Raw genomic sequence first — 14,644 nt, forward strand, 5'->3', positions numbered from 1 at the left:
CGGGCTGCCCGCATGCACCTCTGCTACGTGGACGACTCCGGCGATTCGAGACACGGAACGACCCTCACCGCACTGATCGTCGAGGACGCGCACTGGACCTCGGTGCTCGACGCCTGGCTTTCGGGCAGGCGGGAGATCCACCGGGCGTTCGGAGTTCCGAAGCTCCGCGAGCTGCACGCCAACGAGCTGTACAAAGGTCGCGGGAGGTACTGCGAGTCGTCCGCCGACAACCGCCGCTTCGGCGCGGCGCAGCGCGCCGCCACCGGCCGGATCATGCTCAGCCACCTCAGTAAGCGCAGCGCATTCACGGTCTTCACCGTCGGCTCGACGGATCGGTCGCCCGCAACGCTCTACGCGCGTTTCGTCGCACGCCTCGAGGACTGGGCGGAGGCGCACGACACCCGAGTCCTCGTCTTCTACGACGGGCAGCAGGGGACCGACGAATCACCCGAGCTGGACCCCGCGCAGCGTCGGAACATCTGGGAACGCGCCATCCGATCGGCGGCCCCCTACCGTGCGGCGCACCGCGCCCTCGAGCTGCGCTCGCGGCGCATCCTCGAGGACCCCATGATGCAGGACAGCCGGTACAGTCAGCTGATCCAAGCTGCCGACCTCCTGGCGTATGGCGCCTACCACCTCCACAGACAGCGCCACCCCGAGATCTGGACGGCACCGCACGCCACGAGCGCGGGCGCTGTCCGCGCATACCTGCAGGCGCGCGCCCACTGGCCCGACGACACTGACGACGGGGTCTACTGGCTCGACTGAGTGACGCCCGCCAACGCAAGAACCCCCAGCCTGGGCCAGGGGTTCGCGGGGCGCAAGACCCTTCGAGCGACCTCACGGGTCGCATAGGGCCTTGCATGAAGAAATGTACCATTTCACGGCGATGCCCGCGCCCGTCCTCCACACGCGGCGACGCCCATGGCATGCTTTCGACATCCCCAAACAGTCTGTGGCATGCCTTGGAGGCATTGATGGAACTCCGCGTCGTGAAGTACTTCCTGGCGGTCGCCGAGGCGGGCTCGATCACGGAGGGCGCCCGCCAGGTCCGGATCTCGCAGCCGGCAGTGTCCCGGCAGCTGCGCGCGCTCGAGCAGGAGCTCGGCGTCGAGCTGTTCGAGCGCGGCCACGGGGCGCTCCGGCTGACCCAGGCCGGACGGCGCTTCCTCGGGGTCGGGCGCGACCTGGTGCGACGCGAACAGATGGCCCGCAACGCCGTCGGCGTCGAGCGCCCGCTCGAGACCCGGCTCGTCGCCGTCGCCCCCTTCGCGACGATCCTGCGAACCCTCGCGCCGTTCGCCGCCGCGCACGGCGCGAGGCATCCCGTCATCGACGCGATCGAGTGCGAGCCGAGCCTCGTGTTCGAGCGAACGGTCGCCGTCGGCGCGGACTTCGGCGTCTCGACAGTACCGCCGCCCGCGGATTGGGCGGGCCGGCGGCTCTCCCCCATCGGCATCACCGCGCAGGTCGCCGCCGGCCACCCGCTGCACGGCCGACCGGACGTCGAGGTCGCCGAGCTCGTGCGGCATCCGCTCATCCTCATGGACCGCACGAACCAGGCCAGGATGGTCTTCGACGACGCGCTCGCGGAGGCGGGCCTCGCCCTCCCCGAGGCCACCGAGATGAGCTCCTCGTTCATGGCCCAGGGGCTCGCCGCGGCCGGCCGCGGCGCGGCCGTCCTCACCAACGAGGCCGCGTTCGGCCTGCACCCCGTCCGCGTCATGCGCGACGGCCGCCAGGTGCGGATGTCGCTCTACGCGGGCTGGGACCCCAGCCACTACGCCGCCGGGCTCATCGAGCGCTGGGTCGCGGAGTACGGCGACTGGCTGCAGACCGTCGACGACGTCGCGAACGTGGATGCCCCGGCGGCGAGCGCCTAGTCCGACACCCGCTCGGCCCGCGCGAGCCGCGACGGGTCGGCCGCCTCCTCGGGCTGCAGGTCGCCGATGCGCTTCGGCGTCGCGACGACGGCGAGGAGCGACACGACGCAGGCCGCGATGACGAACACGACGACGAACGCGAGCCCTCCCCCGGCCGCGGCGACGAGCGCGGTGGCGATGAGCGGTGTCGGCCCGGCGACCAGAGCGCCGTTGAGCTCACGGGCCGTCGCGACGCCGGTGAACCGATAGCGGGTCGGGAAGAGGTTGGTGAGGAACGTCCCGGTGGAGGCCGCGGTCGCACCCACGGCGACGACGCCGAGCGCGGTCATGCCGAGCGCGGCGAGCACCGGATCGCCCGACTGCAGCGAGAGGAAGACCGGGTACGTGAGGACGATGCCCGCCACCGACCCGAAGACGAGCACACGCTTGGCCCCGAATCGATCGACCGCGATCCCGCCGAGGACGGGCGCGAACGCCGTGAGCAGCGACGCGACCAGCACGGCGATCAGTGCTTCGACGCGCGGCATCCCGACCGTCAGCGTCAGGTAGCTGAGCGCGAAGGCGCTCAGGACGTAGTTGGTGACGTTGTGCCCGCAGACGCTGAAGAAGCCGAGCACGAGTTCGCGGGGGCTGCGGCGGAACAGCTCCGCCAACGGCACCTTGATCGCGGTGTGCTCGGCGTTCGCGACCGCGTCCCGGTACTCGGGCGTCTCCTCGAGGCGGCGACGGATCCACAGGGCGAGGACGAACAGCACGGCGGAGACGAGGAACGGGATGCGCCAGGCCCAGCCGAGCAGCACGTCGCCCGGGAGCATCGAGGCGAAGGTGAAGGCCAGCGTCGCGAGGAACGCTCCGCCCGGGGCGCCCGAGGTGACCAGCCCGATGACCCGGCCTCGCCGCCGCTCGGGGGCGTACTCGGCGACCAGGGTGAGCGCGCCGGCGAGTTCCGCTCCGGCGCCGAAGCCCTGGATGAAGCGGAACAGGATCAGGAGGATCGGCGCCGCCAGTCCGATCGCCTCCGCGGTCGGGAGGAGCCCGATGCCGACGGTCGCGATGCCCATGAGCACGATGGTCAGGATCATCGCGGGCTTCCGGCCGACGCGGTCGCCGAGGTGGGAGATGATGAGCCCGCCGAGCGGCCGCACCACGAAGCCGACGGCGAACGTCGCGAAGGCCAGCATCGAGGCGGAGGCCGGGATGACGTCGGGGAAAAAGAGGGGACCGATCACGAGACCGGCGGCGGCGCCGTAGAGCGCGTAGTCGTACCACTCGATGAGGGTGCCGAAGTAGGCCGCGGCGATGGCGCGCCTCGCCTGCGGAGTCATGGTGCGCTGCTGTTCGATGGCCATGGGGTGTCCTTTCGTCATTGAAAAGTGCTGGCGGTGGTGCGGGGCTATCCGGTCGGCTGCAGGAGGTCGGCGCCTCGACCGCGCAGCTCGGACGTGGTCCGCACGCCGAGCAGCTGCATCGTGGACAACGTCTCCGTCGCCACGATGTCGAGTGCTCGCTCGACGCCGAGCTGCCCACCGGCCATGAGTCCGTACATGTACCCGCGGCCGAGGAAGACGAAGTCGGCGCCGCAGGCGATCGAGGCGACGACGTCGAGGCCGCTGCGGATGCCGGAGTCGAGCATGATCGGTACGTCGTCGCCGACGGCGGCGCGCACCGCGCTCACGACCTCGACGGGGGAGATGGCGCGGTCGAGTTGGCGACCGCCGTGGTTGGAGAGCCAGATGGCGTCGGCCCCGGCTTCGAGGAAGCGCTCGGCGTCGACGGCGGAGAGCACGCCCTTCACGACGATCGGCCCGCTCCAGGCGTCGCGCAGCCAGCGCACGTCGTGCAACGACAGCGCGGGGTCGAACATGCTGCCGACGACGTCCGTGACGCGTCCGGAGCGAGGGCCGAAGTTCGCCATGGCCGGAGCGTCGTGCGCCAGCAGTTCGAGCGACCAGGCGGGATGCAGCGCCGACTGCGCGGCCGTGCGCACCGTCAGCCGCGGCGGCATCGAGAGCCGGTTGCGGTCGTCGCGGTAGCGCTGCCCCGGCACCCGGGTGTCGACGGTCAGCACGAGGGTGTCGAAGCCCGCCGCGGCGGCCCGGTCGATCAGGAGGAGCGACGCGGCTCGGTCGCGCCGCAGGTAGAGCTGGAACCACCGCCGGGCAGCCGGGGCGGCGTCGGCGAGCTGCTCGATGCTCCGCGTTCCCATGGTGGAGAGCACGAACGGCGCGTCCCGGCTCGCGGCCGCGCGGACGCCGTCGGTCTCGCCGGCTGCCCGCATGAGCGCGGTGAGCCCGATCGGGGCGATGCCGATCGGCATCGCGTGCTCGCGTCCCAGGAGGCGGGTGGTGAGCGATGCGCCGGCCGCGCTCTCCGTGACGGACGGGACGAATCTCCGGCGGGCGAAGGCCGCCTCGTTGTCCCGCGCCGCCTGCTCCGTCACCGCAGCACCCTCGACGTAGTCGAAGACGAACCCCGGCACGCGCCGCTTGGCGATCCGGCGAAGGTCGTCGAGGCTGCGCGCGGCCGCCACTCGCTTCGCCTCGGAGGGCAGCGCGGGTGGATCGAAGCTCAACAGCTCGGTGAAGGTGCGGATGCGGCGTCGCAGCACTCGTGGGTCCTCTCAGCGCGTCGCACCGATGGCGGGGCGCCGACCTCGGTGTCGGCACCCACCATAACTGACATATATCTTGCGCACAACACACATATTCCTGAGATATATCTCAATCGACGGGGAGGTGCCGACGCGTCGGGCGAGCGCGATTCAGGCTTCGAGGAACGCTTGGAGCACGAACTCGCGGAGCTCCAGGAGGTGCCGGCGCATGGCCTCCTCGGCGGCCTGCGGATCACCGGACTCGATCGCCGCCAGGACCAGCTCGTGGCCCTCGTTCTCGACGTCCGAGTGGATGCGCGCGTCGATCGCCGGGATGAGGTGGTGGCTCCTGGTGGTCTCGTCGAAGAGACCGCTCATCAGCCCCTTCGCCCGCGCATTCCGCGATGCGCCGAGGATGCACTCGTGGAACGCGCGCGCCGCGTCGGTCAGTTCCGCCGTGCCCGATCCGCTGCGCTGCGCGTCCAGGATCGCGCCGAGCTCTTCGACGAAGGCCGCGCTCCCGTAGCGGGTCGCCGCCGCGGCCATCGGCGGTTCGATGATCAGGCGCAGATCGAGCACCTCCCGCACCTCGCTGATCCCGAGCGGGCGGACCACGTAGCCGCGACGCGGAAGCGCGACGACGAGCCCTTCGACGACGAGGATCTGCAGCGCCTCGCGCACGGGCGTCTTCGACACCCCGAACCGCGCGGCCAGCTCCGGCTCGATGACGACCTCGCCGGGCGCGAGCCGGGTTCGGACGATGTCGTCCCTGAGCGCCACGTACACCTTCTGGGTGCGCGACAGCACCCGATTCCCCTCGCCGAGGGCCGCCGCCCGGCGCTGGCTGTCGACCGCGTGCGTGTGCAGGGTCGAGCCGGGTTCGCTGGGCGCCGCATCCATGCCCTCAGCCTACGACCCCGGCCCGAACCCGCCGCCGACCCCTGAACGGCCTCAGCGCGGGCGCTCGGAGTCCGGCGGCGCGATGGTGCCGTCCTCCCCGACCCGCGCCGCGCGCTCGGGGAAGTCGCGCGCCCCGAACTCGGCCACGAGCCGTGCCGCCGTCCCCTCCGGATCCGGCCGCGGGACGCCGCCCTCCTGCTCGAAGTCGATCGAACGCACCCGCCCGCCGGCGAAGCGCCCGTCGGCCTCGAGCGTCACGTCGAGGTACGCCCCGTACCTCGTCGCCTGCTCGGCGCCGAACACGCCCCCGCCGCCGAAGTTGCCGAGGCTGTAGGCGATGAGCCGCCCCCGGTAGAACTCCATCCCGCGCAAGGAGTGCGGCCCGTGCCCGATCACGAGGTCCGCGCCGGCGTCCACGACCGCGTGAGAGAAGGCCACCACATCCCCGCGTTGCTCGCCGTACGCTTCCTCCGGGCCGGGGGTCACGACGTTCGCCGTCGGCCCCTCCGCCCCCATGTGCGCGTGCACCACGACGAGATCGGCGCTCGCGGCCGCCGCGGCGACGAGCTTCCGAGCGTGCCGGAGGTCGGTGACCCGGTTCGTGTCCCGGTAGGGGGCGAAGCCGATCACCGCGACCGTCGTGTCGCCGATGCGGGTGCAGGCGATCTCGTTCCGGTCGCCGACGGAGCGGATGCCGTTCGCGGCGAGGTTCGTGCGGGTGTCGGCGTACCCGACGGGACCGAAGTCGCCCGTGTGGTTGTTCGCGAGGTTCATGAGGTCGAAGCCGTCGAGCGTGCCGGCCGTCTCCGGAGCGCTGCGGAAGGCGAGGCAGTCCTCGTCGCCGCCGCACTTGTCGTAGCCGGTGTCGTCGGCGATCACCTGCTCGAGGTTGCCGGTGACGAGGTCTTGGGTGAACCACGGGCGCACGGCGTCGAAGTGCGCCGCACCGCCGTCCGCGGGCACGCCGTGGCCGATGTCGTGCATGAGCACGTCGCCGACCGCGCCGATGCTCACGCGCCCGGGCCAGGCGGCGGCCTGCACCGACGGATCCGCCTCGCAGCCGGGGATCTCGGTCGCCCGGACCGCGACGACGCCACTCGCGACGACGAGCGCGACGACGACGACCGCGCCCCACGCGGGCCCGCGGGACGGTCGAGGCGCGGGGTGGGGAGCGGATGCCTCGGCGGCACCCCGCGCCGCGGACGCTCGGCGCCGCCGCCCGGGCAGCTCGAAGAGCCAGCCCGCCCCACCGCGGACCAGTACGCGCTCGAGCCCGACGCACGCCGCGACGAGCACCGCGGTCAGCACGAGCGGCAGCGCCGCCGCCGCCACGAGCTGCACGGGGCGCGAGGCGAGCGACAGCCATTCGGCGAGCACGATGTCGGCGATGGCGAGCAGCGGCATGTGCAGGAGATAGATCGGAAGGCTCCGCCGTCCGATCCACGCGGCACCGGGGCCGAGCACCGGGATCCTGGCGAAGGCGGGCGCCGCAGCGAGGCCGAACGCGACCCCCGCGACGCTGACGAGCGGCCAGACGCCCGGCACCGTCTCACTGCCGGTCAGCCGCATGGCCGCGAACACCGCGAGGTAGCCCGCCCCGAGGAGCGCGAGCCGCACCGGCCGCACCCGCCCCGCGAGTCGGCGCACGTGCGGAGCGAGATGGAGCCCGAGCAGGAAGAAGGTGAGGTTGTAGAGCAGGGAGCCGCGGTTGCTCACGATCTCGACGTAGCCGGCCGCGACGACGACCGAGAGCACGGCGGCGGCCCCGACGACGAGCCACGGAGACACCCGAGCGAGCCCCTTCGCGACGAGGAAGTAGAGCGCGAGCGCAAGAAGGTACCAGGTGTTCGGCGGACTGATCGTGACGGCCTCGACGAACTCGGCGACGCCCCGCGGCACGAGCGTGGGGAAGTCGGGGAACGCCCAGAGCGCCGCCGTGTGGATGAGCGACCAGAGCAGGTAGAGGTACAGGAAGCGCACGACCCGGGGGCGCAGCACGACCGCCCAGGGCCGGGTGAACGCCGTCGCGGCGAAGTACCCGGAGACGAGCAGGAAGAGCGGCATGAGGAACGGCCAGATCAGGTCGGCGAGCAGCCCCCACGCGCCGGGGATCGGCACGCCGAGCTGCCAGTCCACCTCGAGGTAGCTCTTCATGACGACGTGCCAGAACACGACGAGCACGATGAGCACGCCCTTGACGACGTCGCCCCAGATCTCGCGGGGCACGCCGGGGTCGGCGTGCCCGCTCCGCTCCACGCCGCTCATGCGGTGCGCCCGAGGCTGCGGCCGGCCGGGGCATCCACCCGGTGCACCCGCGCGACCCGGGCGCCGACCCGCGTCACGAGCTCGTGCTCGATGGTGCCCGCCCACCCGGCCCACTCCGCGACGGTCGGCTCGCCCGCGTCGCCGGGACCGAACACGGTCACCGGCTCGCCCGGCCGGATCCGCTCGCCTCCTGTGTCGACCACGACCATGTCCATCGAGAACCGGCCGACGAGCGGGCGGCGCCGGCCCCGCACGAGGACCTCCGCCCGCCCGGACGCGGCGCGCGGCAAGCCGTCGGCGTAGCCGAGGGGCAGCAGCGCCAGGTTCGTCCGCGCCTCGGCGACGTGATCGAGGCCGTAGCCGACGCCCGTTCCGGCGGCGACCTCGCGCGAGGCCACCACGTGCGTCGTCAACGTCAGCGCGGGGCGCAGCGCACTGGACGTCCCGGACGGATCGATGCCGTAGAGCCCCGCCCCGATCCGGTGCAGGCCGAAGCCGTTCCCCTCCCCGGTCACCGTCGCAGCGGTCGCCGCGAGGTGCAGCACGCCCGGCCGGAGCCCCCGCCGCCGCGCCGCCAGCACCGCGTTGACGAAGCGCTGGCGTTCCACGCGCGTCTGCGGGTGTCCGACGGCGTCCGCACAGGAGAGGTGCCCCATGAGGCCGACCACCTGCACCGCCCCCTGCCGTTGCAGCTCGTGCGCGAGTTCGCACAGCGCCGACCACCCCTCCCGCGGGCACCCCTCTCGCGCCATCCCGAGGTCGAGGTGCAGGTGCACCCGCGCCGGCCGGCCGCGCCGCGCCGCCGCTCGGCTGACCGCGCCGAGCAGGGTGGGGCTCGCCACCGCGAGGTCGACGTCGGCCGTCACCGCCGCCTCGAAGTCCGCGTCGAGCGGGTTCAGCCAGCTCAGGATGGGGGCGCGCAGGCCCGCCGTCCGGAGCGCGAGCGCCTCGTCGATGGAGGCCGCCCCGAGCCACGCCGCACCCTCCTCGAGCGCGATCCGCGCCACCTCCGTGTGCCCGTGGCCGAACGCGTCGGCCTTGATGACGGCCATCAGGCGGCCCTCGGTCGACGCTGCGAAGTGCGCGGCGTTCGCGCGGATCGCGTCGTGGTGGACGAGGAGTGCGGATGCGGGTGGGGCCATGCGGCCAGTCCAGCGGCGGGCGTGTTGCGCCGCCGTCTGCGGATTCCGATACGCCCACGCAACATCCGGCGGGGTGGACTGCCAGCCGAGGAGGCCTCCATGCCAGCACCGAGCAGCGCCGAGCGCGCCGCCGCCCGACCCGCCCGACCCGCCCGACCCGTCCGACCGGTCCGCCGCATCGCCGTCATCTCCGGCGGCACCAGCGCCGAGCACGACGTAAGCGTCGCGAGCGCCGCCGCCGTCGAGGCCGCGCTCGCCCGGATCGGCGTCGAAGCGGTGCGGCTCCGCATCGAACGAGACGGCTGCTGGAGCATCCGCGGACGCCAGCTCGGCCCGAGCCCGGCGGCGGGCCTCGCCGCGGCGCTCGAGCTGCTCGCCGACTGCGACGCCGTCTACCCGATGATCCACGGCGCTCCGGGCGAGGACGGCGCACTCGCCGCGCTCGCGACGCTCGCCGGGATCAGACTGATCGGCTCCCCGCTCACGGCGAGCGCGGTGACCATGGACAAGGAGCTCACCAAGCTCGTCGCCGCCGCGAACGGCGTCGACGTCGCCCCGGGTCGCTGCTACGGGGCGGCCGAGCTCGACGCGGGCATCCCGTTCGTCCGCACCGTCGTCGTGAAACCGGCGACCGCGGGCTCCAGCCACGGCGTGCGGCTCGCGCGCACCGCAGCCGAGTTCGCCGCGGCGATCGCGGAGGCGCGGCGCTTCGACGACCGGGTGCTCGTCGAACAGCCCGTCGCGGGCCGCGAGATCGACGTCGCCGTCGTCCGTGCGGCCGACGGCCGGCTGCTCGTGCCGCCGCCGCTCGAGATCCACGGGGAAGGGGTCTTCGACTCCGCCACGAAGTACGACGGCTCGGCCAGGTTCACCGTGCCCGCCGCCCTCGACGACGCCACGACGCGGCGGCTGGAAGAGGCCGCCCGCGCGCTCTTCGAGACGCTCGGCTGCGATGCGATCGCGCGCGTCGACTTCTTCGTCACACCGGACGGACGCCTCGTGCTGAACGAGATCAACACGATCCCGGGCATGACGTCGCACTCGCAGGTGCCCCGGATGTTCGCCGCCGCGGGCGTCTCCTACGAGGAGCTCATCGCCCGGGTCGTGGGTGTGCGCTGAGTTCCACGAGATCCGAGTTGCCCAACTTTCATGAAAGTCGGGCAACTCGAGGCCTGAGCCGCCGAACCCGCGGACGCTTCGACGAGCTCAGCGACCCAGCGGGCGCGGCATCCGTGCGTCGCCGGGGCGCGCGGCGCGCGTTCCGTGCGCCAAGCTACGAGACGCTGCCAGGGAGCGGGTGGCAGGATGGTTCGGTGACTTCGCAGCTCCACGACACGACGTTCCGCGGTTTCGCCAGCGACAACTACTCGGGCGTGCACCCCGCGGTGCTCGCCGCCATCCAGGCCGCGAACGACGGCCATCAGGTCGCCTACGGCGAGGATGCCTACACCGAGCGCCTGCAGCAGGTCTTCGCCGGGCACTTCGGCGAGGGCATCGAGGCGTTCCCCGTGTTCAACGGCACCGGCGCGAACGTGACCGCGCTGCAGTCGATGCTGCCGCGCTGGGGCGCGGTCATCAGTGCGAAGACCGCGCACATCAACTCGGACGAGGGCGGCGCGCCCGAGCGCGTCGGCGGCATGAAGCTGCTCACCGTGCCCGCCGAGGACGGCAAGCTCACCCCCGAGCTCATCGACCAGGAGGCCTGGGGCTGGGGCGACGAGCACCGCGCCCAGCCGCTCGTCGTGTCGATCACGCAGACCACCGAGCTCGGCACCGCCTACACCGTCGAGGAGGTGCGGGCGATCGCCGACCACGCGCACTCGCTCGGCATGAAGCTGCACCTCGACGGCGCGCGCCTCGCGAACGCCGGCGCCTCGCTCGGCGTGCCGCTGCGGGCCTTCACCCGCGACGCGGGCGTCGACGTGCTGAGCGTCGGCGGAACGAAGAACGGTGCCCTCGGTGCGGAGGCCGTCGTCGTGCTGAACCCCGAGGCATCCGAGGGCCTGAAGTACCTGCGCAAGCTGAACATGCAGCTCGCCTCGAAGATGCGCTTCGTCTCGGCGCAGCTCATCGCCCTGTACGAGGGCGAGCTGTGGCTCGAGAACGCCAGGCACTCCAACGCGATGGCCCGCCGACTGCGCGACGCGCTCGACGCCGGCATCGCGGCGGGCGAGCTGCCGGGCCTCGGCTTCTCGCAGGAGACGCAGTCGAACGGCGTCTTCGCGGTGCTCCCCGAGGGCGTCGCCGACCGGCTGCGCGAGCGCGGCTTCCGCTTCTACGACTGGGATGCCTCGCGCGGCGAGGTGCGCTGGATGTGCTCCTTCGACACGACCGAAGCCGACATCGACGCCTTCGTCGCCGGCATCCGCGAGGAGCTCGCCGCGCGCTGAGCCGCGGCGCCCCCCGCGCCCCGCCCGCGGCCCGCCCGCGGCCCGCCCGCGGCCGCCACGCCCCCCGCGCCTCGCCCCACGCCCCGCGCCTCACCCGCCCCCCCTCGGGGCCCCGCCCCTCGCCCTCGCCCCGCCTGCCCTCGCAGAACTCAGGAACGCGTCCGCGCGAAGCCCGGAATCCCGGGCCTCGCGCCACCGCTCACCGGCCATAACCGGCAGATGTTCCTGAGTTGTGAAGGGGACGGGAGGGAGTGGGGAGGGGAGGGAGGCGTCAGCGGGTGGCGGCGGCCACGTGCGCGTGGAGCGGGTTGCCGGGCGCCATCGCCACGAGCCGCGCGGCACCGTCGAGCGGATCCGTGGAGCCGATCTCGACCTCCACGGCCGGGATCTCGTGCCGCACCGCGCGCTCGAACGCGCCGGCGAGGCGCGTCGAACCGAACACGCCGCCCACGGCACGCACGGTGGGCGCCGCGGCGAGATCCTCGCCGACGCGGCGAAGCCCCGTAACGGCGGCGAGGGCGAGCTCACGCGCGGCGGCGTCGAGGATGCCGGCGGCCACCGGGTCCGTGTCGGCGAGCTCGGCGACCGCTCGCGCGTAGCGGGCGACGCGGCGGATGCGCTCGCCGTCTCCCTGGAGCACGATGTACGCCTCCTCGAGCTCGGGGAACTCGCGCCGCACCGCGTCGGTGAGCGCCGTCGCCTCGCCGCGCCCGTCGTGCGCGCGCATGACGGCCTCCAGGGCGGCGCGGCCGATCCAGTAGCCGCTCCCGGCATCCCCCATGATGTTGCCCCAGCCGTCGATGCGCGCGACGGCCGACTCCCCGACCGCGAGCGTGACGACGCCCGTGCCCGCCGCGACGACGACGCCGCGCGCCTCGTCGAGCGCGCCGAGGTAGGCCGTGATCGAGTCGTGCGCGAGGATCAGCTCGCGCGTACCGAGCGGGGCGGCCGCCTCGATGAGGGGCTCCGCATCGAAGTCCGGCGTGGTGAGGCCCGTCGTCCCGATGCCGACCGCCTCGGCCGAGAGCCCGCGCGCGGCGGCACCGCGGATCGCGTCGGCGAGCTGCGGCAGCAACGGCTGGTCGGTGCGCACGCCGGGCTCGGCCCACTCGACGAGGCCGTCGGGGGAGCGATGCCGCACCTTCACCCCGGTCTGGCCGGCGTCGATCGCGAGCACGCTGGCGGGCACGCGCGCAGGCGCGTCGGCTGCGGAATCCATACGGGTATTGTGCCCGCTCTGGAGCACGCCGTCCGACGCGGGCGGAATAGGCTCGGAACTCGATACGTTCGAATGGACGGGTCAACGGCGTCCCGGCAGAACCTCCACGATCACGAAAGCCGCATCATGACCCTCGTCACCGATCTCACCAGCCGCAAGGCCGCCACCGAGGCCCCGCTCATCGACCCGCTCGCCGACCGCTGGAGCCCGCGCGCGTTCGACCCGGAGGCTGTGGTCGAGTCCGAGCAGCTCCGCACGATCCTCGAGGCGGCCCGCTGGGCGCCGTCGGCGAACAACTCGCAGCCGTGGCGGTTCATCGTCGCCCGCCGTGGCACCGCCGCCTTCGCTTCGCTGCACGGGGCGATGGCCGGGTTCAACAAGGAGTGGGCCGACTCGGCCGCCGTGCTGATCGTGAACATCGCCGAGACGGTGGATGCCGAGGGCCGGCCCCGCCCGTGGGCGCGCTACGACCTCGGCCAGGCGGTCGCGCACCTCACCGTGCAGGCGCAGCACGAGGGCCTGCACACCCACCAGATGGGCGGCTTCGACGCGCAGGCGATCCACGACGCCTTCGGGCTCGACGAGCGACACGAGGTCGTCTCGATCACGACCATCGGCGCGCTCGGCGACGTCGACCGGCTTTCCGACGTGCTCCGCGAGCGCGAGATCGCTCCGCGTCAGCGCAAGCCCCTCGCCGACTTCGTCACCGTCGGCGAGTAGCCCCCTCCCCCTCCCCCCTCACACAACTCAGGAACATGTGGCAGTTATGGGGTGCGTGATTTGCGGGAGCCCCGGGATTCCGGTGCTCGCCGGGAGGCGTTCCTGAGTTCTATGAGGCGCGAGGCGAGCCCGGCGGGAGGCGGGGCCGGCGGCGGCGCGCGGTGAGGCGCGAGGCCGCCAGCGTCAGTGCAGCGGCACCGGCGCGGTCGGCGGGTCGACGCGCTCGGATGCCGCGGGCACCGGCATCGCCTCCATCGCGCGCTTCACCCGCCACGCGGCGAACACCGCGATGACGCTGACCGCGAGGTGCATGCCGAGGAACACGTCGGCGAGCCCGGCGCCGAGCAGCACGCCCGCCACCAGCGGACCGGCCGCCGAGAACGCCGTCTGGAGCGCGCCGATCGTGCCGAGCGTCTGCCCGACCATGCCCTTCGGGGCGAGCTGCGCGGTGAGCGGGTTCAGCACCGGGCTGTAGATCGTCTCGCCGATCGCGAAGACGCCGTACGTCGTCACGAACAGCGCGGTCGCGATGCCCGGCGCGAACTGCGCGGCGGAGAGCGCGAGCCACGACACCACCCAGATCATGCCGACGACCATGAGCAGCGACGGCGCGCTCCGCTTGGCGGTGAGCTTCACGACGAGCACCTGCAGGGCGACGATCACGATGCAGTTCACCGCTGCGGCGATGCCGATCGCCGAGGCATCCACGCCGAGCACGGTGAGGCCGTAGGCGGGCAGCCCCGACTCGAACTGGGCGTAGAACCCGAGCGCCAGCGTCACGGTGACGATGGCCGTCCAGCGGAGGGCCGGCGTGCGCAGGATGGCTCGGACGACGCTGCGGTCCCGCTTCGCCGCGCGCACGTCGATGGCGGCGATCGCGCCGGTCGCCGCTTCGATCGCCCCGACGGAGGCGGTGACGGGACGCCCGTCGGCGACCGCCGCGACCGCGAACTCGCTCGGCACGACGGCACCGCGCCCGGCGAGCGCGATGATGGCCGAGGAGAGCACGAACCCGGCGGCTGCCATCGCGAAGCCGACGTCGAGTCCGTCCGCCCGGCCGAGGTCGACGATCTGCCCGGCGAGGAACGCGCCCGCCGCCATGCCGAGCGACTCGCCCGTGAACTTGTACGCGAACACCTTGCGCCGGTCGTCGCTCGTCGACCACTGCAGCGCGAGCACCTGCTTCGCGGGAACCGCGGCGGCGAGGCCCAGACCGAACACGAGCATGCCGGCGAGGAAGAAGCCGGGGCTGTCGACGAAGGCGAGCGCCCCGACCCCGGCCGCGCCGATGAGCTGGGCGATGACCGCGACGAGCACGGGGTTGAAGCGGTCGCTCAAGCGTCCGGCGATCGGCGCGGCGACGAGCGCCCCGATCGAGAACAGGGAGGATGCCCCGGCGGCCACGAGCGCGCCCCAGCCGCGGGTGTCGGCGGCGTACGCGTACTGATAGGGGAGCACGGCCCCCCAGCCGAGCATGCCGATGGCGGATGCGAAGATCAGCAGTTTCGCGCGCACGGGGTCGCGCCCCCTTTCAG

The 14,644-nt window shown here is 73.1% G+C and carries 12 protein-coding genes; 5 read left to right on the plus strand and 7 right to left on the minus strand.

Annotated features, from left to right (window positions below; genetic code table 11):
• Positions 1-12: 12 nt before the first annotated feature.
• The gene (locus tag M3147_RS09400; RefSeq protein WP_251203201.1) at positions 13-768 is read left to right on the plus strand and encodes a DUF3800 domain-containing protein; all 756 of its coding nucleotides are present in this window, start codon (positions 13-15) and stop codon (positions 766-768) included.
• Positions 769-977: 209 nt separating this feature from the next.
• Entirely contained in the window at positions 978-1,883 is a 906-nt protein-coding gene (locus tag M3147_RS09405) for a LysR family transcriptional regulator (RefSeq protein ID WP_251203202.1), read from the plus strand.
• On the opposite strand, the gene M3147_RS09410 is transcribed toward M3147_RS09405, so the two are convergent.
• The 5 genes from M3147_RS09410 to alr form a co-directional block, all read right to left on the minus strand.
• On the minus strand, positions 1,880-3,232 hold the full coding sequence (locus tag M3147_RS09410) for an MFS transporter (RefSeq protein ID WP_251203203.1): 1,353 nt from the start codon (positions 3,230-3,232) through the stop codon (positions 1,880-1,882). The two genes, M3147_RS09405 and M3147_RS09410, sit on opposite strands and share 4 nt — an antisense overlap.
• 44 nt (positions 3,233-3,276) lie before the next feature.
• Complete coding sequence (locus M3147_RS09415) at positions 3,277-4,491, minus strand: alpha-hydroxy acid oxidase (protein WP_251203204.1); 1,215 nt, start codon at positions 4,489-4,491, stop codon at positions 3,277-3,279.
• A gap of 153 nt (positions 4,492-4,644) precedes the next feature.
• A complete protein-coding gene (locus M3147_RS09420; RefSeq protein WP_251203205.1) occupies positions 4,645-5,373 on the minus strand; it encodes a GntR family transcriptional regulator in 729 nt (242 codons plus the stop codon).
• Positions 5,374-5,424: 51 nt separating this feature from the next.
• Positions 5,425-7,638: a CapA family protein gene (locus tag M3147_RS09425; RefSeq protein WP_251203206.1), complete on the minus strand. Its 2,214-nt coding sequence runs from the start codon at positions 7,636-7,638 to the stop codon at positions 5,425-5,427.
• A complete protein-coding gene (alr, locus tag M3147_RS09430) occupies positions 7,635-8,780 on the minus strand; it encodes an alanine racemase (protein ID WP_251203207.1) in 1,146 nt (381 codons plus the stop codon). Before alr ends, M3147_RS09425 begins: the two co-directional genes overlap by 4 nt.
• Before the next feature lie 99 nt (positions 8,781-8,879).
• Between alr and M3147_RS09435 the strand changes: the two genes are divergently transcribed.
• Positions 8,880-9,899 (plus strand): D-alanine--D-alanine ligase family protein, encoded by a 1,020-nt coding sequence (locus M3147_RS09435; RefSeq protein ID WP_251203208.1) that lies wholly within the window; start codon positions 8,880-8,882, stop codon positions 9,897-9,899.
• A 194-nt stretch (positions 9,900-10,093) separates the two neighbouring features.
• Positions 10,094-11,170 carry a threonine aldolase family protein gene (locus M3147_RS09440; RefSeq protein ID WP_251203209.1) on the plus strand — a complete coding sequence of 359 codons (1,077 nt, stop codon included), beginning with the start codon at positions 10,094-10,096 and terminating at the stop codon, positions 11,168-11,170.
• 271 nt (positions 11,171-11,441) lie between these two features.
• On the opposite strand, the gene M3147_RS09445 is transcribed toward M3147_RS09440, so the two are convergent.
• Positions 11,442-12,389: a BadF/BadG/BcrA/BcrD ATPase family protein gene (locus M3147_RS09445; RefSeq protein WP_251203210.1), complete on the minus strand. Its 948-nt coding sequence runs from the start codon at positions 12,387-12,389 to the stop codon at positions 11,442-11,444.
• 126 nt (positions 12,390-12,515) lie between these two features.
• Between M3147_RS09445 and M3147_RS09450 the strand changes: the two genes are divergently transcribed.
• Positions 12,516-13,109 (plus strand): nitroreductase family protein, encoded by a 594-nt coding sequence (locus tag M3147_RS09450; protein WP_251203211.1) that lies wholly within the window; start codon positions 12,516-12,518, stop codon positions 13,107-13,109.
• Between the two features lie 183 nt (positions 13,110-13,292).
• On the opposite strand, the gene M3147_RS09455 is transcribed toward M3147_RS09450, so the two are convergent.
• On the minus strand, positions 13,293-14,624 hold the full coding sequence (locus M3147_RS09455) for an MFS transporter (RefSeq protein WP_251203212.1): 1,332 nt from the start codon (positions 14,622-14,624) through the stop codon (positions 13,293-13,295).
• Between the last annotated feature and the right edge of the window lie 20 nt (positions 14,625-14,644).

The organism is Agromyces mediolanus (assembly GCF_023715325.1).
In the GTDB taxonomy this organism is placed as follows: Bacteria; Actinomycetota; Actinomycetes; order Actinomycetales; family Microbacteriaceae; genus Agromyces; species Agromyces mediolanus_A.

What these genes read in the sequence shown, in the direction of transcription:
- alr (WP_251203207.1), bottom strand. Translation starts at nt 8,780, where the DNA reads ATGGCCCCACCCGCATCCGCACTCCTCGTCCACCACGACGCGATCCGC.
- M3147_RS09410 (WP_251203203.1), bottom strand. Translation starts at nt 3,232, where the DNA reads ATGGCCATCGAACAGCAGCGCACCATGACTCCGCAGGCGAGGCGCGCC.
- M3147_RS09445 (WP_251203210.1), bottom strand. Translation starts at nt 12,389, where the DNA reads ATGGATTCCGCAGCCGACGCGCCTGCGCGCGTGCCCGCCAGCGTGCTC.
- M3147_RS09400 (WP_251203201.1), top strand. Translation starts at nt 13, where the DNA reads ATGCACCTCTGCTACGTGGACGACTCCGGCGATTCGAGACACGGAACG.
- M3147_RS09435 (WP_251203208.1), top strand. Translation starts at nt 8,880, where the DNA reads ATGCCAGCACCGAGCAGCGCCGAGCGCGCCGCCGCCCGACCCGCCCGA.
- M3147_RS09420 (WP_251203205.1), bottom strand. Translation starts at nt 5,373, where the DNA reads ATGGATGCGGCGCCCAGCGAACCCGGCTCGACCCTGCACACGCACGCG.
- M3147_RS09405 (WP_251203202.1), top strand. Translation starts at nt 978, where the DNA reads ATGGAACTCCGCGTCGTGAAGTACTTCCTGGCGGTCGCCGAGGCGGGC.
- M3147_RS09425 (WP_251203206.1), bottom strand. Translation starts at nt 7,638, where the DNA reads ATGAGCGGCGTGGAGCGGAGCGGGCACGCCGACCCCGGCGTGCCCCGC.
- M3147_RS09450 (WP_251203211.1), top strand. Translation starts at nt 12,516, where the DNA reads ATGACCCTCGTCACCGATCTCACCAGCCGCAAGGCCGCCACCGAGGCC.